Origin of the sequence: Listeria booriae (assembly GCF_000766865.1) — a bacterium.
In the GTDB taxonomy this organism is placed as follows: Bacteria; Bacillota; Bacilli; order Lactobacillales; family Listeriaceae; genus Listeria_A; species Listeria_A booriae.
This window is the reverse complement of sequence record NZ_JNFA01000028.1, coordinates 1-21,828: the sequence shown is the minus strand read 5'-3', so window position 1 is coordinate 21,828 and position 21,828 is coordinate 1. Positions and strand designations below refer to the sequence as shown.

Below are 21,828 nucleotides of genomic sequence, written 5' to 3'. Positions count from 1 at the left end.
ATCGTTTTTTATTTTTTCTACAAAAAGGTACTAAAATATTGCAGAAAACGTTTGCTTTCTCTATTTTCTGTCGTTATTTCGACATTAAATTGTAGGTAAATTGTCAAATTTCATATGTTAAGGCTTAAAACAACTGGTATTGCTATGGTTTTTTTCGAAAATCGCTCTTGTAACCGTTATCAAGAAAGGGAAACTCTATTGACTCTATTCTCCATTTTCTCCATAATGGAAGGTAAGCTATTTTACAACCTAGTTAAAACGGGCGCAGTTGCTCTTTTACTGCGTGTAATTATTTTTCAAAAAAGGGAGTTTAAAGAATGGAGATGGAAAATTGAAGACTTTATTAAAATCAGTTATCGTAACAGTTGGTCTTTCCACTGTAGTTTTGCCGATTACTGTTCTGGCTGATGAACAATCGACTACTGACACTAGTTCTGTTACTGCAAAAGATGGTTCACAGACGATTCAAGACGACTCAATCTACGTACCAAAAGCAGAGCGCGAAGGTACATTCACCGGTGATTTACATGCCGAAGACGATAATGAGGCGCCAATTCCCGATCGTAGCCGTCTTTTAAATGCAAAAGCAGCCTATCCAAACGTCAACAATTATATTAAATCAAATAATTTCAAAACATCCGCACTTAGTAGCCAAATCCAGACGCAATTCACGAAGTTCAATTATCGCAATGGCTATGGTAAACCAGAGGGTGTTGTTTTGCATGAAACAGCCAATCCTAACTCTACCATCCAAAACGAAATTGACTACATGAGCCGCAACTGGGAAAACGCATTTGTGCACAGTTTTGTTGATAAAGGCAATATCATTCAAATTCACCCGACAGATTACGGTGTGTGGGGCGCAGGACGTTTCGCGAATGCCCGCTTTGTTCAATATGAATTAGTAGAACATAGCACGTTTGACGAATTTGCCCGTTCTATCAACAACTATGCTTACTATACGGCCTATATTTTAGATAAATACAAGCTACCGATTGATAGCGCTGAGACAGATGGTGTCGGTACGGTTTGGACCCATAACGCGGTCAGCAAATACCTCGGCGGCACAACGCATACAGATCCGATTGGTTATTTTAACAAGTGGGGCTACAGCTACAACGAGTTCCTAACACTTGTCACAGAGAAATACAACGCGATGAGTAAAGATACGATTCTTTCCAACGTGGCTTTCACAACAACGACCTACGCCAATGTCAAAACTGCCTCTGGAAACACCGTCTGGTCAGCTCCATTTAACACAGCCGGCTCCAAAGAAGTAAACCCACTTTCCAGCTACAACGGCAAAAACATGAAATTGCTCCGCACAGCAAAAACACAAAGCGGTACATGGTATCAGTTTGCAATTGATGGCAAAACAATCGGTTGGGTGGAAGATAAAGCAGTTAACATTTTCTACACGCCTAGTATGGAATCAACAGCGAACTTAACACGTTATGTCAGCGTTCCGACTGAGTCCGTGTACTATTTCCCTGTTGCTGACGCCTCCATGCGTAGAGGAGACCTATCCGCGTACATCAACAAACCTTTGAAAGTGAATAAACAAATCACGATTAACGGAAAATTGTGGTACTACGTTATCAATGGCTCAGAATTAGTCACTTGGGTTCCAGCTTCCAGTCTAACAGCAACAGCCTATGACCAAGTCGAATATAACAAAGCGATGGCGGTTACCACTTACGCTAACGTTAAAACGGCTACAGGAAACAATGTATGGACGGTTCCAAACGGTACTTTAGGCGCTAAAGTCGTTAATCCTTTATCCACTTATAACAGCAAAAATCTAAAACTGGTTCGTGAAATGAAAACAAGTAGTGGTCTCTGGTATCAATTCGCTATCGATGGCACAACGATTGGCTGGGTTGACAGTAAAGCTGTGACTATTACGTACACGCCAAGTATGGAAACATCCGCCAATTTAACCCGCTATGTAAATGTTCCTACTGAATCCGTGTATTATTTCCCTGTTGCTGATGCATCTATGCGCCGAGGCAATTTATCCGCGTATATCAATAAACCTTTGAAAGTGCATAAACAAATTACGATTAACGGCAAACTATGGTATTACCTTATCAATGGTTCTGAATTAGTCACTTGGGTACCCGCTTCAAGTCTAAAAGAAACTTTGTACGACAAAATAGAATATGATAAAGCAATGGCAGTCACTACTTATGCCAATGTTAAAACGGCTTCAGGCAACAACATCTGGACAGTTCCAAACGGGACATCCGGCGCGAAAGTCGTTAATCCATTGTCCACTTATAACGGCAAAAATCTAAAGCTGGTTCGCGAAATGAAAACAAGTAGCGGTCTTTGGTATCAATTCGCTATCGACGGCAAAACGATTGGCTGGGTAGACAGCAAAGCAATCACTATCACATACACGCCAAGTATGGAAACACCAGCTAACTTAGTCCGTTATGTCAGTGTTCCTACCGAATCCGTGTACTATTTCCCAGTTGCCGATGCCTCTATGCGTAGAGGTGACCTAGCCGCATACACTAACAAGCCTTTAAAAGTGCATAAACAAATCACGATTAACGGCAAATTGTGGTACTACCTCATCAACGGCTCTGAATTAGTCACTTGGGTACCAGCTTCCAGCCTAACTACCACCGTCTATGACCAAGTCGAATATAACAAAGCGATGGCGGTTACCACTTACGCTAACGTTAAAACAACTACAGGAAACAATGTATGGACAGTTCCAAACGGTACTTTAGGCGCCAAAGTCGTTAATCCTTTATCCAATTATAACGGCAAAAACCTAAAATTAATCCGCGAAATGAAAACAAGCAAAGGTCTTTGGTATCAATTCGCTATCGACGGCAAAACGATTGGTTGGGTAGACAGCAAAGCAATCACTATCACGTACACACCTAGCATGGAAAAATCAGCTAATTTAACCCGCTATGTGAGCGTTCCTACCGAATCCGTATATTATTTCCCTGTTGTTGATGCATCTATGCGCCGAGGCAATTTATCCGCATATACCAATAAACCTTTGAAAGTGCATAAACAAATTACGATTAACGGCAAATTGTGGTATTATCTCATCAACGGTTCCGAATTAGTCACTTGGGTACCAGCATCTAGCGTTCGTTGATTTTCTAAGATTTAACGTGAAATTATGAAGTAAAACAAAAAGCAGTAAACCCACGAAAAATGGATTTACTGCTTTTTTCATCGCTTAGAAATTAAAATTATCTGGGTCTGGGCCTGTACGCTCATTCTTATTCAGGCCATCAATTAACGCCATTTCCGAATCTTTCAATTCGAAATCGAAAATATTCGCATTCTCGATAATTCGGTTTTGGTGGACAGATTTAGGAATTGTCACTAAACCGTGTTGTAAATCCCAACGCAGAATAACTTGCGCTACAGATTTTTCGTAAATTTTGGCGATGGAGTTAATGACACTGTTATCAAGAATTTTACCACTGCCAAGCGGGCTCCACGCCTCCACAACGATATTTTTATCGGCACAATATTTACGCAATGGCTCTTGAGAAAGCAGCGGATGAAGTTCAACTTGATTTACCATTGGTGCGACTTTTGCTTCCTTCAACAATGTATCTAAATGATGTTCATGGAAATTACAAACCCCGATAGCACGTACTTTTTTGTCCGCATATAGTTTTTCAAAGGCACGCCATGTATCCACGAATTTTCCTTCTACTGGCCAGTGAATTAAGTATAAATCAACATAATCCAAACCTAATTTTTCTAAACTCGTCTCAAAAGCCGCCAATGTCGACTCGTAGCCTTGATCCGCATTCCATAATTTCGTCGTTACAAAAAGATCTTCGCGCGCGATTCCTGATTCTTTAATTGCTTGACCGACGCCTTCTTCGTTTTTGTAAGCAGCCGCTGTATCGATGCTCTTATAGCCCGTCTCAATCGCCCATTTTACGGAATTAACTGCTTCTTCGCCATCGTTTACACGCCATACCCCGAAACCAAGTCGCGGCATTTCCACACCATTTGCCAGCGCTATTGTATCATTAATGTTCATTTTTCCAGCCTCCCGATTTTCTATTTTACCTCTCTACTATACACCTAATGCCCCGGGTCAATGCAAACCTTATGCTTTTTCTGTGCACCTGTAGACATAAAAAGGCCACCGCGGAAAAAGGGGGAAACCGCGATGGTCCAAAAAGGGAGTATATTAGGATGAACAACTACTAAAAAGGGGGAAAAAGTAATTGCTATCCTCTTTACATTCTCTATAATACAGGCCAAACATGATAATCTTTCAAGATTCAGATGAGAAATTCATTAATTTTTACCGATCTATTCATGTGAACTGCCGATATGGAAATGTTTCTTCGATAATAACCAAACCGATAAAAGCACAACCGCAACGATTAGCAGTAAGGAAATACATAGATTGCCTACAAAATAATCTTTTACGTTGTTAGTCATTAGCACTTCTACGGCGTTACTACTCAAATACGCTGGATTAAACATTTGTCCCCACCCCTTAGCACCGCTCACAAGCTCTAGAATAATCGCGCCACCAGCTGCTAACATCGCAACAACCGCCGTGCTTTTAAACAGAATGCCGAGGAGCAATACAACCGAGATAATGAATAATAGCCAAACAAAATAAATACCAAATGCCAATAGGACGCTTGAGATGTCGATACTGCCATATAATAAGAAAACATAGTAATAGGCTCCAAAATAACCTAAAAGCAGTGAAATAAACGCTAATAAGGCCTGAGAAATCCATTTTGCGATAACATATTGCCACGCTTCGACGGGTCTTGTTAATATGAAGGCCAGCATGCCGTTATTCTTTTCGGAAATGATGGCGCCCATTAAGGCAACGATTAAAATAATAATGCCTAATTGGTCGAACTGGGATGATAACGTGCCAGCCATGACTTGCGTTTCATTGACAGAACCCATTAACTGAGCAATAGCATCGCCATCCTCACCGGCACCTGCCGCTCCCATGATTTCTGGTAAATAATACATCATTAATGGCTGCATGATACCGATAATCGCAAATACGACGGGGAGCCAGATGAATTTTAGACTACGCCATTGTTCCATTTGTTCTTTTTGAAAAAGCGTTGCGATGTTTTTCATTTGCTCACCATCCTTAAGAAGACTTCTTCTAGCGATTCTTCGGCTTGACTGACGCTCGTCCAATGGAGCCTTGACGCTAACAAAGCTTGCATAATCGCTTCACGCGCGACTGCGGCATCATCATTGTAATAGACGTAAATCGCACCATTTTTGTGTGCAATTTCGCGAATCTCTGCATTTCCTGCAAGTTGGCCCTCAAATGATGAAATATCCCCTTCTGCTTTCAAAATAAAGACCTGTTCTGCATTTATCTGCACTAAATTCGCAATTTTATCATCTGCTACAATCTCGCCTTCGCGAATAATACATACACGCTCGCAAATTTCTTCAACATCCGCCAAAATATGCGTGGAAAATAGTAATGTCGTTTCTGCTTTCAAAGATTGAATTAACTCGATGACCTCGCGGCGCCCAATCGGATCCAGCGCAGAAACAGGTTCATCCATAATTAAAACTGCTGGACGATGCAAAATCGCTTGGGCAATTCCTAGTCGTTGTCGCATCCCGCCAGAGTATGTTGCGATTTTCTTCTTAGATTTCGGATCAAGTCCAACTTGTTCCAAAACCTCAGGAATTCGCGCCTCCAAACTTGCTTTATCCATGCCTGATAATTTCCCCATGAAGTGCAAAGCATCGATGCCTGTCATCCATCCGTAAAAGTTCGGATATTGCGGGAGGTAGCCAATTTTTTGTTTCATTTGGATGTTTTTCTGCCCACAAATATTGATTTTGCCTTGGTCGGGATTTATCATATCTACAATCATTTTCAAAATCGTTGTTTTTCCGGCACCATTCGGACCTAGTAATGCCACACATTCACCTGACTCTAGCGCGAAGCTGGCATTTTTGACCGCTTGGTAATTCTCGAAACGCTTGGACACACCGCTGACTTCCAACACGCGCTCCATCATCGGTAATCCTTTCTACCAAAAATAAAGTAAATAATCGGACCAATCGTACTTACAAAAATAATCACGATTAACCAAATCACGGGAACTTGGCGAGTATTCCAATGGCGAATCAAGTCCACCAACGCCGTCACTAATAAAATAAGATATAAAATAATAAATGGCACTAAAAGAGCTATTGTGTTCATCATGCCCATCCTTTCTGCTTTGAAATAACTAACTGTTATATATATAGTATAACAAGCAAACATTAAAGTCAAGAAAAAGTCCGAACTCGCGATAATTCACACAAGTTCGGACCTTTAATTTTTATTTATTTAAAGATGCTGCAACAAAAGCGTTGAACAAGCTTTGTGGACGGTTCGGACGTGAAATAAATTCTGGATGATATTGACACGCTACAAACCACGGATGATCCGTAATTTCCACAACTTCAACCAAACGACCGTCTGGACTTGTAGCAGAAACCGTCATTCCCGCATTTTCCAACTGTTCACGATACTCATTGTTGAACTCGTAACGGTGACGATGGCGTTCTTCTACTAAAGTAGTGCCATAAGCTTCCGCCGCTCTTGTTCCTTCTTTAATTCTTGCTGGGTAAAGACCTAAGCGCAATGTGCCGCCCATATCTTCAATATTTTTTTGTTCTGGCAATAAATCAATGATGGCATATGGTGTTTTCGGCTCGATTTCCGCAGAGTTCGCACCTTCTAAGCCCATGACATTACGCGCATACTCAATCGTCGCCAACTGCATACCTAAACAAATACCGAAATAAGGCACTTTGTTTTCACGCGCAAATTTAATCGCTGTAATTTTACCTTCAATACCACGATCGCCAAAACCACCAGGAACTAGAATTCCGTCAGCTTCGCCAAGTTTTTCGTGCACATTTTCAGGTGTAATTTCTTCTGAATCTACCCAATCGATTTGCAGTTCTGCATCATTCGCATAACCCGCATGACGCAATGCTTCTGCTACTGAAAGATACGCATCTGGTAACGAAACATATTTTCCGACTAAAGCAATACGTACTTTTTTCGTCAAGTTCTTCACTTTATGCACAAGTTCTTGCCATTCGGACATATCCGCAACTGGCGCCTCCAACTGCAAGTGATCCAACACGATTTGGTCCATTTTTTGCGCTTGTAAGGAAAGCGGCACGTTGTATAGCGTTTCCTCATCGCGAGCCTCAATAACTTCCGAAGCTCTCACATCACAAAACAGCGCGATTTTCTCTTTCATCTCTTGAGAAACTGGTTGTTCCGTACGCACAACGATAATATTTGGTTGAATCCCGTAACTGCGAAGTTCTTTCACGCTATGTTGGGTCGGTTTCGTCTTCATTTCACCAGCAGCTTTGATGTAAGGAATAAGCGTTGTGTGAATGTAAAGCACGTTTTCAGCACCAACATCGCTCTTGATTTGGCGAATTGCTTCGATAAACGGCAATGACTCGATATCCCCAACCGTTCCACCGATTTCGGTAATGATAATATCCGAATCTGTCATGCGCGCAGCACGGAAAACCCGGTCTTTCAACTCGTTCGTGATATGCGGAATAACTTGAACTGTTCCACCAAGATAATCGCCACGACGCTCTTTCTTAATAACCTCGGAATACACTTTCCCCGTAGTTACATTGCTGTACTTATTCAAATTAATATCGATAAAACGCTCATAGTGACCCAAATCCAAATCCGTCTCTGCACCATCATCTGTTACAAAAACTTCACCATGTTGATATGGGCTCATTGTTCCCGGATCGACGTTAATGTAAGGATCAAATTTTTGAATCGTTACACTAAGACCTCGGTTTTTCAGTAGTCTTCCCAGTGAAGCAGCTGTAATCCCTTTACCAATCGATGAAACGACGCCACCTGTCACAAAAATATACTTTGTCATTGTTCTAAATTCTACTCCTTTCGCCTTATCGAAATTATTTTTTTCGGGGTGGAGAACCTTTACTTGCAAAAAAACATTGCTAAAAAAGAAAATCACCAAAACCACATTTATGCTTTGGCTACACAAAAAGAAAACGCCCCACTTACTCATCTTTCAAAGTAAGGGAGCGCAATATTTATATCCGTCCTTATAAAAAGGAGCCCAAATAAAATATTACATAGATAGCGCGAATAAGTCAACCCTTTATTTTGTGAAACCGTCCTCAACACCTGCAAACAAAGGATAAAATTATTTTATTAAAAAACCTGCCACAAATCGTAGCAGGCGTCTAAAAATTATTTGTCATCCTCGAATTCATCAGCAAACTCGTCGTCTTCAACTGTCGTCAAGTCGCCTTCAATTCCGTCTGGCAAGTGATCTTCTACTGGATCTTCATCGTCATCAACAAGGCCGTCCGTTAGAATTACTTCTTCTTCACCAAGTTCTTCTACACCGTCGTCTTCTTCATACTCAATATCATCATCAAGAATGTCCTCATCAATATCTTCGTCATCATCGTCGTCCGATTTACGTTTCTTCGTCTTCGTCTGCGTTTGAACTTCTTCATCAATCGCATCAATCGGGTACCACGCGCGCAATCCCCACGTATTGTTACCAAGAGAAATAAAGTTCCCCTCAATATTCATATCCGTGTAAAATTGAACAAGTTTATCTCTCATTTCATCGTCGCTTAACCCTAGAAACTTCGTAATCTCATCCACAATCGATTGGAATGGCATTACTTCTCTTTTCGTTTCAAGAACATAGTGCGCCACTTCAATCAAAGATAACTCGTCACGCTCTTCTTTCGTCAATTGGCTTAAATCCAAAGCTGGCACGCCCCTTCTATAATAAAAAATGATTTCCACTACAATTTTTCTGACTCTATCTATTCTACATGTAAATCACGTCAAACACAATAAAATTATCACGCCGAAACGAATAAAGCCACATTCACAACTTCCTCAACACACAATACGCAAGATAAAACAGTAAAATCGCAAGCAATAAAATCGGGATAGAACCAAGCTGCATGCTATATAAAACCGCAGTTGCAATAACCAGCAAGACAAAAATAACACTTATGAAAATGATATATCGCATAATTGGCAAAACCCCGATCTAAATTTTTTCACCCTTATTCTACATTTTTTCTGGCGCAGAAACACCTAGTAACGTAAGTCCATTGCGCAACGTAATCTGTGTTGCCTTAATCAAAGCCAAACGAGCTTCTGATACTTCTTTATTCTCAACATCCAACACCTTGTTCGCATTGTAAAAACGATGGAATGCCGCTGCTAAATCATTCAAGAAACGCACAATTCGGTGTGGAATTCTTTTCTCAGCAGCCTCAGCTACTACGTCTGGGAATTCACCTAACACTTTCAGCAAATCATAATCCGCTTCTGAGTTCAACAAAGCTAAGTTCGCATCCTTGCTAAGCGCAAAACCTTGCTCCACACCAGAACGTAAAATGCTCGAAATCCGTGCATGCGCATATTGCACATAATACACTGGGTTCTCCGCAGAAGTCGATTTCGCCAAGCCCATATCAAAATTCATATGTGTATCTGAACTACGCATCGCAAAGAAATAACGCGTCGCATCAAGACCTACCTCTTCAATCAAATCACGCATTGTCACTGATTTACCAGTACGCTTACTCATTTTTATTTGTTCCCCATTCTCATATAAATGAACGAGCTGAATAATTTCGACTTCCAGATGATCTGGACTGTAACCCAAACTCTGAATCGCTGCACGCATTCTTGGAATATAACCGTGATGATCTGCGCCCCAAACATCGATTAGCACATCAAAGCCACGCTCCAGCTTATCCAAATGATACGCGATGTCCGGCAAGAAATACGTATACGTGCCATCTGACTTAATCAAGACACGATCCTTATCATCGCCAAATTCCGTAGTCCGCAACCAAGTCGCGCCTTCTTCTTCAAAAATATACCCATTCGCGCGTAACTTCTCGAGCGCAGGCATAATTTTGCCATTCTCATAAAGTGTTGTCTCCGAGAACCAGTTGTCAAAATGCACACGAAACTCCGCTAAATCATCACGTAATTTCGCTGTTTCAAATGCCAAAGCCTCTTTACGGAAAACGTCACGTCGCGTGTCTACATCCGCTTCCACGAACTCGTCACCATATTTCTCCGCCAATTGCTTCCCTAAATTGATAATATCCGCACCGCGATACCCATCCTCAGGAAATTCTGCGTCTACACCAAGCGCCTCCAAATAACGCGCCTCCGTTGATAACACCAAGTTCTGAATCTGATTTCCCGCATCATTAATATAATATTCGCGCGACACATTATAACCCGCCATCGCCAAAATATTCGCCAAGGAGTCTCCAATTGCCGCACCACGCGCGTGTCCTAAATGAAGATCTCCCGTCGGATTCGCCGATACAAACTCAATTTGAAACTTCTTGCCTTGTCCCGTGTTACTTTCACCATACGCCGTATCCGCGTCCATAATCACAGGCACAAGCGCCGTCAAATACGCATTATCCAAGTAGAAATTAATAAAACCAGGTCCCGCAATTTCCACCTTATTAATAATCGCATGATCCTCACCAATCGCGTCCACAATCGCTTCTGCAATCACTTTTGGTGCCTTCTTCGCAACACGAGCCAGCTGCATCGCCACGTTCGTCGAGTAATCCCCATGTTGCTTATCCTTTGGAACCTCTAATAAAATCGCAGGTACGTCCGCCTCTTCCAAACCAAGCGCACCAACTACCGCATTCTTAATGATTGCAATTAAATCTTGTTGACTCTTTTGACTGACATTCATTCCTTATCCTCCTCCAAAATCATCGAGACATCAAATAGCCCAATATTCACGCCATTATCTAATAACTCATATTGAAAATCAATTTTCCCAGCAAAAAGTTCGCCGTCCTCATAAACCTCTTCTATATTCAAAAGTTCCGATTCCATCATCAGCTTGCCGACACCATAGTCCACACTTACCGTGCTCCGCTTCCGCTCCTTAAAAAAGTGCATCCGCATACTCACAGCACCACTGCGCATCAATAGAACTTCCTTATCCGTAATCTTAAGCACCGTTCGAATAACGCCAGCCTCTTGCTCCTCCTCGTAATGAAGGTACCGACTCCCTGTCGCATGGTCCAAATAAAACACACCCGACACGTCCAATTCCGAACGCTCTTCCACCGTCTCCTGCTTAGAAATCGTTCGCAAACGCAATCTAACAGCCGTCTTTTCCTTACTACTCACGCGCAAAAGTCCCTCCATATAAATTCATAAACATCATATTTGAAAAACAAAATAATAAAAACTCGCCATTTCATTCGTTATCCAAGGAATCAATGTATTAAAAATCGGCGTAATCGTATATCTCGAAAGCGGCGTAATCACTAAAATTAAAAAGAAAAGTAGTGCATAATTCTCATACGCCTGCACCTTCAAGCGCCATTTCAGTGGCAAGAACTCCGCTACAATATGATATCCATCCAAAGGCGGCAATGGCAACAAATTAAAAATAAACAAAATCACATTCAACGATACAAATAAATTAAAGAAATGCAATACAATCTGCGAATACGACACATCCATCTGCAGAAATAAAAAATATAGTCCCATTCCAACAAACGCAAGCAATAAATTACTCACCGGACCAGCCAAACTAACGACCACACTACCAACTCGGCGGTGCTTCATTTTATACGTGTTAACAGGCGTCGGCCTAGCCCACCCAAACCCAGCAATAATCACAAAGATAAAGCCAATCGGGTCAATATGTTTCATCGGATTAAACGTAATACGTCCCTCATTCTTCGCTGTATCATCACCAAACAATAGCGCTACCCAAGCATGTGCCAACTCATGAATCGTAAAAGCAATCAACAGCGTCACGATAACATACGGCAAATCCTGCAACGAGTAAGCTAAAAAATTCTCCATGTAAAATCTCCTTCATAATCATATTACTCTACTAATTATGTTATAATACACTCATTAAATCAATACTTAGGAGTGAATTACATGCCTTTCGTAACAATTAAATTTCTAGAAGGTCGCACGGACGAACAAAAGAAAGCCGTCGTACAAGACGTCACAGAAGCTGTCTCCAAAAATCTCGGAGCTCCAAAAGAAAACATCCACGTCATCCTAGAAGAAATGAAAAAAACAGACTACGGTGTTGGCGGCGTCCGCAAATCCGACATCTAAACACCAACATTTTGCTTAAAATATAGTTTTTCTACAGTCAAAGCACAGCCGCTACTTCGTTGTGCTTTCTTATTTTTTATAATCCTTCAATGAATGTGCGTGAATCAAGCCGATGATTTCTTCGGCGATTGGTGCGCTAATTCGCCCGCTTTCGATAAAATCTAGTGGGTAGTATAGTTTAATATCTACTCGGCGCTTGCCACCGATGGCTTCTACAATTGGGGATTCCGTCGACAATTCGTGCAACTCGCCATTTGGCATCAATAACTGAATTGGAGACCGTCCGCCAACATCCTCCGGCTCGTACAAGTCATACGGCAAATCAGACGTCGAATCTATCACCAAATAATACTCGGGATCAATCTCGGCCTTCTCAAGCAAGCCTTTTAACTTCGCATAAAGTTCTGCATCCTCTTTCGAATCATACGTAATATATTGCAATAACCGACGATTCAAAAAGCGGCTACACAAATCACTCAAAATCAAATCCTGCTCATACTGCCACACAGAAAAGAAATACATCAATACCGTGTCATCCAGCGCAATATACTCATCTAACGAAACATCTCGCTTTAAAAACGGCAATAACTGCACCGGCGTCTGCTCAAAATGATAACCTTGCTCATATAAATGTTGCGCGCGCTCAAGTATCTTCCACAAAAGTACCTCGGCGCTCCGGCTCACCGGATGAAAATAAACTTGCTGATACATCTGATAGCGACTCACAATATAGTCTTCCACCGCATGCATCCCCGACTGCTTAATAATAACGCCATTCCCATCTGGGCTCGGCCGCATCACTCGCATAATTCGCTCCATATCAAAATTCCCATAACTAACACCCGTATAATACGCATCCCGCAACAAATAATCCATCCGGTCCGCGTCAATTTGGCTTGAAATCAATTTGACCAGCGTCTGATTCTGGTATGTCTTATTAATAACCGCCGCGACCTTCTCCGGAAACAAAGCTCCCGCACGTTCTAACACCGTACGAACCTCCGTATTCCCCGTCACGATCGCCATCGTATAATGTTCATGATCCGTACTAAACACCTTCTCAAACGCATGCGAGAACGGTCCATGCCCCAAGTCATGCAACAGCGCGGCACACAACGCTACCAAGCGCTCCTCGTTATCCCACTGAATCTCCTTGGCAAACGTACCTTCCACAATTCGACGCGTAATCTCATAAACACCTAACGAATGATTAAACCGACTATGCTCTGCCCCGTGAAAAGTCAAAGACGTCGTTCCTAACTGATGAATTCGGCGCAACCGCTGAAACTCCTTCGTTGCAATTAAATCCCACACAATCTGATCCGACACATGCACATACCGATGCACCGGGTCTTTAAAAACTTTCACTTCAGGTAATCTTGTCTCTAAATAAGTCACAGGCCATCTACCCTCTCTCTAGTTCTTCATGTGTTCAAGACCTTCTCATTTCTCAAAATAAGCCGTTCATAATATTCCGGGTACCAAACCAATTCCTCGCCCATCAAACGACTAGACTCCAAATGATCCGCAAAATGATACAACGCATTCAATAATTTCACCATCACATCATTCACCGACAGTTCCTCACCAAAAAGCTCCGACAAGGTCGTCATCACTTCTGGCACCACATCTGGAAATGTATATTTATCTTGCCTATCTTTCCCGCTAATTCGGTAAAACTCGCGAATCAACTCCGCGCGCTGCCGCTGATCACCGTTCACCGCTAAATAAATCTGCACCGCGACCCCTTTTGCCATTCGGCGTTGTGAAATCCCGGCAAACTTCTTCCCATCAATGCTCAAATCATAACTTCCCGGACAATAAGAGCCGACAATTTCACGCGCTTCCATCTTGTGCGAATACTGCGGAAACATATGCTTAATCAGCGCAAACATCGTCTCATAGCCACGATCAATCGCAATCCCCTTATCCACATCAGGAAAAACAAGCGACAAATTCAGCACTCCCGGATCAAGCACAACCGCTAAACCACCAGAGTTCCGCACCACCGCACGGTATCCTTGCTCCTTAAAATAAGCTATACCTTTCTGTATATCGGGCAATTTCGAATCCTGAATTCCCATCGAAATCGTATTATAATGCACCCAAGCTCGCGTCGTTGGCGGAGACATATGACTCCCAACCGAGCGACACAGCGTATCATCCGTCGCAAATGACTGCAACGCGTCAAACGCAATCTGTACCGTTGTCTGGTCAATAAAACGCCATTGTTCTTGCTTCAATAAATCCAATCCGTCTCTCATCTCATTACTCCATTTCTAGTAATCGTTGTTGTTATTATAGCATAGACCCAGAGCGATTTGGAGCGCTTTTTCTAAATTCGCAATATAAATGAATCGCTGTATTTTTAACCCCTTATTCGTATTATTTCACCCGTCGTCTTTTCGATGTTAAGACCAATTTTGCTACTAATGCGACAACCGTCAATTTTCCTAACCGACTCCACGTTTTCTTATTCACATTAATCGCCTCCTTATTACTTAGTTTATGGCTTTTCTTGCCGCATTACAACGGATACAACTCCACACAAAAAAGAGGATGAGCCCTCAACTGACTTTTACATCAACTGAAAATCTCATCCTTAAAAATTTAAAACCTAGGGAGTTTTAAATGAGTATATAAAGTTACATCCGAATTACCAATCGTAGCGATCTGTTTTGCTCGTGTTGCGACGGCAGTTACGCGGGTTGCCCCAAATGCGATATAGCAAGTAAGCGACAATTGCGATACCGATTAGTGGGAATAAGAAGTGAAGCGTAATACCGATAACCTTGAATAGAATATTAAGTCCGATAAGGACCAAGATAATTGTAAATAAGTACTTGAAAAAGTTGTTCATTGTAATAACCTCCAAATTTTTTTATATCAACGTTTTTAAAGTTAGCATGATTAAAATCTATATGAAATCGCCTTATCAAGCCGATCAGTTTTTAACGTCTAAGATTTGAGCAGTTGCCGGCTCGTTTTGCTGATTGATATGTAGCTGTGTTGTGTTTGTTGGTACTACTGTTTGCTGCCCTTGTAAGCCAACTAGCAACATAATTAGCAGTGCCGATACTAGACCGAAAATCCCTTTTTTCACGTCGTTCACGCCCTTTTGTTTGGTTGATAGGTTAATTATAGCGGGCTTTTATTTTTTTAACGATAGGCTACGGGCTGAAAATTGCTACATCCGAAGTCGCATTTGTATTTGGAACTTAGGGGTTGTTAATGATATGATACATTATAATATGTCTATGGGAGGGTGTAACAATGCAAGAATTCAATATCCCTAGCCCGCAAAACCAGCCTAAAATCTGGACAATCATCTGGGTTTTCTTGGTGTATATGGGGCTTTCACTTATTTTCCAAGTCGTTAGTATTCTCTGGGATGCGCTGGCCGGGAACGATTTCCTTAGCATGTCTGTTAGTTGGCATAGCGAATTACTAGGACTTGCGGCAATGTTACTAACACTTATCATAGCAAAATTCCAAAATATTCAGTTCTTCAAATGGACAAAAATCAGTTGGAGAGGCTTCGTCTTCGCTGCAGTCGTGATGGGTATTGCGATCGCGCTTAGTTCACTCATTGACTATCTTGGGCAAAGCTACACTTCCTATACAACGACGCAAAACGAAATGCTATTAGAAGATGTTTATAAAAACGCTTCATGGTTGCTAAGTTTTTTTTCTATCGTTATCATCGCGCCATTTGTAGAAGAGATTATTTTCCGAGGATTCTTGATGCAGCAACTTTTCCGGAATCGTTTGTGGCTTGGTTGGATTGTGAGCAGTTTGCTATTTTGCGCGGTTCACGTACCTACAGATTGGGTTAGTTTTCTACTTTATTTGATTCCAGGAATCGCGCTTGGTGGGATTTTGTACAAAACAAAGCGGCTGGAGCTAACTATTTTCGCGCATTTCTTGAATAATTTCATTGCCTTTATTTGGCCGTAAAAAAGCAGGGTTTCCCGTTGATAATGACTGGGAAATCCTGCTTTTCTGCATACATGCCGTACTATTTATTATCTTCGACAGCAAGATAGTCTGTTCCTGAAAACAAAATCCTGTGTGAAAACTAAAAATAAAAATGATAAAATACAGTTTATACAACAATTGTAAGCGCTAACGATAAATATTTAAAAGAGGTGATGAAAAGACATAATTTAAGAAAACGCAACTTAGTAGTTTTTGTAGACAGGCTGGAGTAATTGATTGATTTTCTTAAGACTTTGATTTTTTGAAAAAATATATTGTTTATTAATGACCTCTTGTTCTGCGACAGTTATTTGATTAGGACAGCTTTGTTGCTGGTTTCGAAACAGCTTCGGACTTACACCATAAAAGCGTGTGAAGGAGCTATTTAAATAACGAACATCTGAAAAACCGCAAGCCTCGCAAATGGCTAAAAGTGTATTTTCCGTATGAATCAGCATATATTGTGCCTTTTCACATCGGATAAGATTTAAATATTCTTGGAACGTTACACCGAAATTCTCATGAAAAAAATGAGATAAATAAGTGCTGGATAATGCTTCTTTTTTGGCGATATCAGAAAGTAGTAGTTTTTGTTGGTAGTTTTTTGAAATGTAATCGCTTATTCGCTTGATTCTTTCCAGCTTTAACAGCAGTTGGTTTTTCGTTTCTTCTTTCATTTGTTTGTGAGGAATGAGTTTCATTAAATCGAACATGATAATAGAGGAAAAACCGTGGCACAGTAGCGGGAAATGTTCTTCTTCTTGAAAATAGGCTTGGCTAGCTACTAAAAGATTCGCCAACAAATGTTTACCAATTTCGGAATCCTTTAAAGCTATCGGCGTTGTGTCGAAATACACCTCATTGATTTTCGGGAAAAACGATTCAAAAATTTTTGGAGAAAACTGAAAAATCAATAATAATGCAGCGTTTTTTGAATGTAATTCATGTAATTGGCAGGAATTTAAAACAATGAAGTCGCCTTGCCTTAGTTTGATTTTTTTGTTATTTGTCATAATGTTTAGCGAACCACTTAATAGATAGACCATTTCGATGTCCATATGTAAGTGCGTGCTGCGATAATGCATCTCAATTAGAAAAACATAAATATCCTGAACTTTATTATGCGCAATCAATTCGAATTCATTTGTCATATTCTTCCCTCCATGTTATTTCACTATAAACGAAATGGAAAGCGGAAGCAATATTGATTTTTTAACACAAAAGGAGGAAATGAGTACATGAGACTATCAAAGAATTTAATTTATTTTTTCGGTGCTTTAGGGGGATTATTATTCGGTTATGATACGGGGGTCATTGCGGGGGCACAGATTCTTATTCAAGAAGAACTTCATTTAAGCAATGCGGAAATAGGATTTGTTGTGAGCTGTATTTTGATTGGAGCGGTTGTCGGAGCAATATTGATTTCGCCGTTATCTGATAGGTATGGTCGTAAGAAAATGGTTATTTTGACAGCACTTATTTTTCTTATTGGGGCCTTGGGTAGTGGATTTTCGCCCAATGTTTCGTTCTTGATTATTTCGCGTATGTTTTTGGGAATCGCAGTTGGTGGTGCTAGCGCGCTTGTTCCGATGTATCTTGCCGAATTGGCACCTGCGAATCAACGGGGAAGCTTATCTTCACTCAATCAGTTAATGATTATGATTGGGATGTTGCTTGCTTATATCGCGAACTATGTTTGGCGCCTATCACCCATCGGTTGGGAGTTAATGTTAGGTTTTGCAGCACTACCAGCACTTATTCTTTTTATCGGTGGTATTTTATTACCTGAATCACCGCGATACTTAGTGAAAGTTGGGAAACGAGAAGAAGCAGAGAATATCTTATTAAACATTCGAACGAAGTCAGAAGCGGAAGCGGAAATTCTAGAAATTGAAGAACAGAGCCATCAAGAAAAAGGTCGTTTGAAAGATGTCTTTTCAAAATGGGTTCGTCCAGCAGTTGTTGCGGCATTTGGTTTGGCTATTTTGCAACAATGGATGGGCTGTAATACGGTATTTTATTATGCGCCACGTATTTTAATGAGCGGTGGTACGGATGCTGCTTCTGCGATACGTACGCAAATCTTTTTAGGTATCTTTTATGTCATCGTAACGGCAGTCGCGGTCTCGTTGATGGATCGTTTTGATCGGAGAAAAGTTTTGATATTTGGCGCTATCGGTATGGGGCTTTCGTTCTTTGCTCTTTCTGCCGCGTTTCATTTAGAAGGAGATAAAGCTGGATTCCATCTCTTCACATTTATTTTCTTGGCTACGTATATTTCTAGTTTCTGTGCCACTTGGGGGCCTGTCATGTGGGTTATGATTGGCGAGATTTTCCCATTAAAAATTCGTGGGCTAGCAGTTGGTATCGCTTCACTAGTGAACTGGGTTGCCAACTGGACTGTATCCGTCAGCTTCCCTGTTTTAGAAGCAAAGATTGGCGATGTAATACTATTTATCAGTTTTGGATTGGTTTGTATAGCCGCAGCCTTCTTCGTCAAGAGCTTTGTGTTCGAGACGCGAGGTTATACGCTAGAGCAAATTGAAGAAGCATTGCTAAAAGATGAGACTAAGAAATTGAATGATAAAAAACGTGCTTCTATTGCTAAGGTGTTTTAAAGAAGCTAAATACGCTATCGATTTACTTGTCATATTTTTAATCCATTATAAAAGAAGCGTCGCTTGGGAAAAGTGAACGCTTCTTTTGTTGTCTTAAGATGGTCTACTTGGTAGCATCGGTACTTCTTGTTCTTTTTGTAATATATCCGTGGCGCGGTCGTAGATTTTAGCTGTAATTTGACTAGTAGCGCTTGGCACCCGTCCAGCCATGTTGATGGTGAAGGTACCGCTACCTTCTAGCACCGTGTAATTATTTTTACGCACACCATCGACCCATATGTCAATGCGTCCGACCAAGCTACTGTTGACACGCCCGGTCATATTCGTTTTGCCATAAAAGTAAGCCGCTGCCCCAGTGTCTAAGGCTAAATCATACCGCGTATCTACGAGTGGTGCGGTAGCTTGGTAGGTATGCCAGATATAGCCATTGATATCTTCCGGTAATAGCGTGACCGTGGCTAGCGCGGTTGGGATTTTTCCTGCCATGGCGGCCCAAAAAGTCTGGGTGCCTGGTGGTATACTCAACACATTCACGGTTTTGCCATTCACTTGTATATGTACTTTAGCAATGGCATGGTTGGCTTCTAACGTGCCGGTGAGATAGGACTGGCTCAAATCATAGGTCGGAATGGTCATTCCCATGCCACTCTTCACACATTTGACATTGGTTGTTTGGCGGAGTGTATCGAACTTGTCATAGGAGGATAGCTGGATGCCTTGGTTGTCCGATGGAGTCACGTGCCCTTTCAAACTCATGACGAACTCCACAGCCGGGTTGGAGATGGCAAGCAATCGTTTGATGATACCATCTTCACTCAGACGTAACCGGTTTACGAGTGGTCCAACGGTGCCGCGCAAAGAAACGGTATCTACATTATACAGGTTGGGAGCCACTAGGAAACCTGCGGCATCTTGTAAGGGGAGCTTTTGGGTGGTTGCCAGATTGTTCTCGGCATCGTATCCTTCGATCCAAATGGCACGGTAGACATCCTCTTTGGTGCGATTCGGGAGTTGGAAGTCCAGCTGCATCGATCCTTGGTCGACGGGAACCTTGTCTTGGAGCACTGTCATCGCTTCGTTACTTCCCTCCGTGGGGTATTCGACCACGCGCACCTGTTTAATCAAGGCGCCGACGTTGACTTGCAAGTGGGTATCTTGTTGGACATCATACGCTGCGGGGGTGATGGCATACCACGCGCCTTGTTGGACGGCCTGCAGATTTACTTTATAGCGATGTCCCACACTACTCGTGATGGGATGCAGATTTATCGGATCATTGTTCGCGACGAGATACACTTCGCGATAGTCCGTTCCTTTCAAAGCGTTGGATTGGATACGAAATGTTCGTGTTGTTGGATTGATACGGGTATAGGTATTGGCGACCGCTTGTTGACTGTTGGCTAATACATCGGAAAGGCTGCCTTGATGGATTTCGACTGTCCCCACCTGATTGCCGACATTTCCTGTCACCATGCCTGTTTCGCCATCCCATTGGACATTGGTGATCGCATAACTATACTGATCTTGTTGGCGCGTCGCATTGTCTTTCGGATCCTCCCATTGATTGGTGGTCAACCCTTCCAGATGCATGTCGGAACGGATGCTGTATTTATCGTCTTGGACCATGACGGCGTTCTGGTTGGCCATGATATTGTGTTGAAATGTCATCATGTTCGCTCTTTCTCGTAATGTGATGGGGGCGTGCGTGAACTTGCCGATAACGGCTTGGGCTGCGGGGCTACTACTGCCAATCACTCCGATGTGGTTGGCGGCAAGGGTGGTATTGCGCGTACTACCCGCAGAACTGATACCCGCTAATTGGACGGAGTTGGCGGCAGCTTTTCCGATGGTATTTTGTGTGACCAGCATGCCTTGGGGCTGCGCTTCGTTTTCGGTGCCTGCTTTGTTGCCAACTAGCTTCAGCGCGATGGCACCATAGTGGGTCGTATCCGGACGGCTTGGCTCAATGGCATCGATGGCATTGCCTCGAACTACGCCATTCGTATAGCCTATGAGTTTGGGTTCTGTCGCACTTAAGCGACTGGTACCCCACACCGCAATCCCCACTTGGCTTTTGACAGTATTTGTCGGTTGCCACCGTTGGATATCCTGCGGTTGGTTAATTCGATTATTGGTAATCGTCACCTCTTGGGAGGGATAGTAGTAGCTCTCTAGTGCGGTGTGAGTATAATCCTGTCCACCTACGACAATGGAGCGGTCGACCCCCGCCACCACATTATGCGCGATGGTGATCCCTTGCACGCTATGCCCATCCAATCCTTCCCAGTAGGGATTATCGAGGACAACATTGTGCTGGAAAGTTACGTCTCGACTGTTGGGGTAACGGGCATAATAAGCTAGACCTGGGTCAGGGTGTTGCATCTTGCGCATTGTGGCACAAACATTGTATCGCTGTGCTGATTTCCCAGCTGATTCCATATGTCCAATAGTTCTTGTAAGCGTATTTTCTACTCGCATATTTTCCACCGAGTAACCAATAATACCATCATTCTTCACATTCTCGACTTTCATCGCATGATTGGGTGCGGTAACAGCTGTTGTGCCACGAATCGTCACATTTTTAGCAAGATCGATTGTTATCCCGCTACCCGCCATATTTTGAACAGTCACGTCTTCAATGGTCAAATTTTGAAGATAATCCTTCGCTGTTGGTGCTTGGGGGTTTGGGCCTTCACCATAGTTTCCTTTGGCTGTGATACCATTTTGATGGGAACTCATACTATCTTCTGGGGTTTCAAGCCCATCTAAAGTCAGATTACGTATGGTTGTGTCATTGACCATGTCAACAATAGCATCGTAATAACCTACCATATCTGCGGATGTAATAGGATCTTTGATAAAATCCCTAATAATGCGATGAAGCGTCGTTTTTTCCTGCCCTTCTAAAGCCACTCCTTCTAGGAGACTTATTTTATTCTTTACATACCAATCTCCATTAGGTAAGCGCACGGTCCCACGTTGCTTCTGTGTATTAGGAAGTTCTTGGTTTGCCCGTTTGATAGCTTCTTCAATCATGTCAGAATTGGCTAA

At 42.1% G+C, this 21,828-nt stretch carries 20 protein-coding genes; 4 read left to right on the top strand and 16 right to left on the bottom strand.

From position 1 onward, the window contains the following. The first annotated feature begins 331 nt into the window (after positions 1 to 331). Positions 332 to 3,124 (top strand): GW domain-containing glycosaminoglycan-binding protein, encoded by a 2,793-nt coding sequence (locus EP57_RS12735; RefSeq protein WP_036087294.1) that lies wholly within the window; start codon positions 332 to 334, stop codon positions 3,122 to 3,124. 84 nt (positions 3,125 to 3,208) lie between these two features. On the opposite strand, the gene EP57_RS12730 is transcribed toward EP57_RS12735, so the two are convergent. The 10 genes from EP57_RS12730 to EP57_RS12690 all read right to left on the bottom strand — a co-directional run bounded on the left by EP57_RS12730 (position 3,209) and on the right by EP57_RS12690 (position 11,914). Then, positions 3,209 to 4,033 carry an aldo/keto reductase gene (locus tag EP57_RS12730; protein ID WP_036087293.1) on the bottom strand — a complete coding sequence of 275 codons (825 nt, stop codon included), beginning with the start codon at positions 4,031 to 4,033 and terminating at the stop codon, positions 3,209 to 3,211. 278 nt (positions 4,034 to 4,311) lie between these two features. Further along, entirely contained in the window at positions 4,312 to 5,115 is an 804-nt protein-coding gene (locus tag EP57_RS12725; protein ID WP_036087292.1) for an ABC transporter permease, read from the bottom strand. Next, the gene (locus EP57_RS12720; RefSeq protein WP_241480730.1) at positions 5,112 to 6,026 is read right to left on the bottom strand and encodes an ABC transporter ATP-binding protein; all 915 of its coding nucleotides are present in this window, start codon (positions 6,024 to 6,026) and stop codon (positions 5,112 to 5,114) included. The genes EP57_RS12725 and EP57_RS12720 overlap by 4 nt, the downstream gene beginning before the upstream one ends. Beyond that, complete coding sequence (locus EP57_RS12715; RefSeq protein ID WP_036087291.1) at positions 6,023 to 6,214, bottom strand: PLDc N-terminal domain-containing protein; 192 nt, start codon at positions 6,212 to 6,214, stop codon at positions 6,023 to 6,025. The genes EP57_RS12720 and EP57_RS12715 overlap by 4 nt, the downstream gene beginning before the upstream one ends. A gap of 118 nt (positions 6,215 to 6,332) precedes the next feature. Next, positions 6,333 to 7,928, bottom strand: a complete 1,596-nt coding sequence (locus EP57_RS12710) for a CTP synthase (protein WP_036087290.1) — start codon at positions 7,926 to 7,928, stop codon at positions 6,333 to 6,335. A gap of 335 nt (positions 7,929 to 8,263) precedes the next feature. Beyond that, on the bottom strand, positions 8,264 to 8,797 hold the full coding sequence (rpoE, locus tag EP57_RS12705) for a DNA-directed RNA polymerase subunit delta (protein ID WP_036087289.1): 534 nt from the start codon (positions 8,795 to 8,797) through the stop codon (positions 8,264 to 8,266). Positions 8,798 to 8,921: 124 nt separating this feature from the next. After that, on the bottom strand, positions 8,922 to 9,071 hold the full coding sequence (locus EP57_RS17070; RefSeq protein ID WP_173405088.1) for a hypothetical protein: 150 nt from the start codon (positions 9,069 to 9,071) through the stop codon (positions 8,922 to 8,924). A 39-nt stretch (positions 9,072 to 9,110) separates the two neighbouring features. Next, positions 9,111 to 10,781, bottom strand: a complete 1,671-nt coding sequence (gene argS / locus EP57_RS12700; protein WP_036087288.1) for an arginine--tRNA ligase — start codon at positions 10,779 to 10,781, stop codon at positions 9,111 to 9,113. Beyond that, entirely contained in the window at positions 10,778 to 11,233 is a 456-nt protein-coding gene (locus EP57_RS12695) for a YwiB family protein (RefSeq protein ID WP_376698026.1), read from the bottom strand. Before EP57_RS12695 ends, argS begins: the two co-directional genes overlap by 4 nt. 27 nt (positions 11,234 to 11,260) lie before the next feature. Next, positions 11,261 to 11,914 (bottom strand): site-2 protease family protein, encoded by a 654-nt coding sequence (locus tag EP57_RS12690; RefSeq protein WP_036087286.1) that lies wholly within the window; start codon positions 11,912 to 11,914, stop codon positions 11,261 to 11,263. Between the two features lie 81 nt (positions 11,915 to 11,995). Between EP57_RS12690 and EP57_RS12685 the strand changes: the two genes are divergently transcribed. Then, positions 11,996 to 12,181 (top strand): 2-hydroxymuconate tautomerase, encoded by a 186-nt coding sequence (locus tag EP57_RS12685; RefSeq protein ID WP_036087285.1) that lies wholly within the window; start codon positions 11,996 to 11,998, stop codon positions 12,179 to 12,181. Between the two features lie 69 nt (positions 12,182 to 12,250). Here the strand turns inward: EP57_RS12685 and EP57_RS12680 are convergent, their stop codons facing one another. The 4 genes from EP57_RS12680 to EP57_RS17010 all read right to left on the bottom strand — a co-directional run bounded on the left by EP57_RS12680 (position 12,251) and on the right by EP57_RS17010 (position 15,284). After that, positions 12,251 to 13,579 (bottom strand): HD domain-containing protein, encoded by a 1,329-nt coding sequence (locus EP57_RS12680; protein WP_036087284.1) that lies wholly within the window; start codon positions 13,577 to 13,579, stop codon positions 12,251 to 12,253. 26 nt (positions 13,580 to 13,605) lie between these two features. Continuing rightward, the gene (lipL, locus tag EP57_RS12675) at positions 13,606 to 14,445 is read right to left on the bottom strand and encodes a lipoyl-[GcvH]:protein N-lipoyltransferase (protein ID WP_036087283.1); all 840 of its coding nucleotides are present in this window, start codon (positions 14,443 to 14,445) and stop codon (positions 13,606 to 13,608) included. Positions 14,446 to 14,837: 392 nt separating this feature from the next. Next, positions 14,838 to 15,041, bottom strand: coding sequence for a hypothetical protein (locus EP57_RS12670; protein ID WP_036087282.1), 204 nt, complete (start codon positions 15,039 to 15,041; stop codon positions 14,838 to 14,840). An 84-nt stretch (positions 15,042 to 15,125) separates the two neighbouring features. Then, positions 15,126 to 15,284 carry a hypothetical protein gene (locus EP57_RS17010; protein ID WP_159106433.1) on the bottom strand — a complete coding sequence of 53 codons (159 nt, stop codon included), beginning with the start codon at positions 15,282 to 15,284 and terminating at the stop codon, positions 15,126 to 15,128. 170 nt (positions 15,285 to 15,454) lie between these two features. On the opposite strand from EP57_RS17010, the gene EP57_RS16575 reads away from it, so the two are divergent. Next, a complete protein-coding gene (locus EP57_RS16575; protein WP_052167690.1) occupies positions 15,455 to 16,138 on the top strand; it encodes a CPBP family intramembrane glutamic endopeptidase in 684 nt (227 codons plus the stop codon). A 224-nt stretch (positions 16,139 to 16,362) separates the two neighbouring features. On the opposite strand, the gene EP57_RS12660 is transcribed toward EP57_RS16575, so the two are convergent. Beyond that, positions 16,363 to 17,244 carry an AraC family transcriptional regulator gene (locus EP57_RS12660; RefSeq protein WP_338151743.1) on the bottom strand — a complete coding sequence of 294 codons (882 nt, stop codon included), beginning with the start codon at positions 17,242 to 17,244 and terminating at the stop codon, positions 16,363 to 16,365. Positions 17,245 to 17,397: 153 nt separating this feature from the next. On the opposite strand from EP57_RS12660, the gene EP57_RS12655 reads away from it, so the two are divergent. Then, complete coding sequence (locus EP57_RS12655) at positions 17,398 to 18,777, top strand: sugar porter family MFS transporter (RefSeq protein ID WP_036087281.1); 1,380 nt, start codon at positions 17,398 to 17,400, stop codon at positions 18,775 to 18,777. A 93-nt stretch (positions 18,778 to 18,870) separates the two neighbouring features. Here EP57_RS12655 and EP57_RS12650 read toward each other — a convergent pair. Continuing rightward, positions 18,871 to 21,828, bottom strand: a 2,958-nt coding sequence (locus tag EP57_RS12650; RefSeq protein WP_036087280.1) for a right-handed parallel beta-helix repeat-containing protein, incomplete at its 5' end; no start/stop codon positions are given.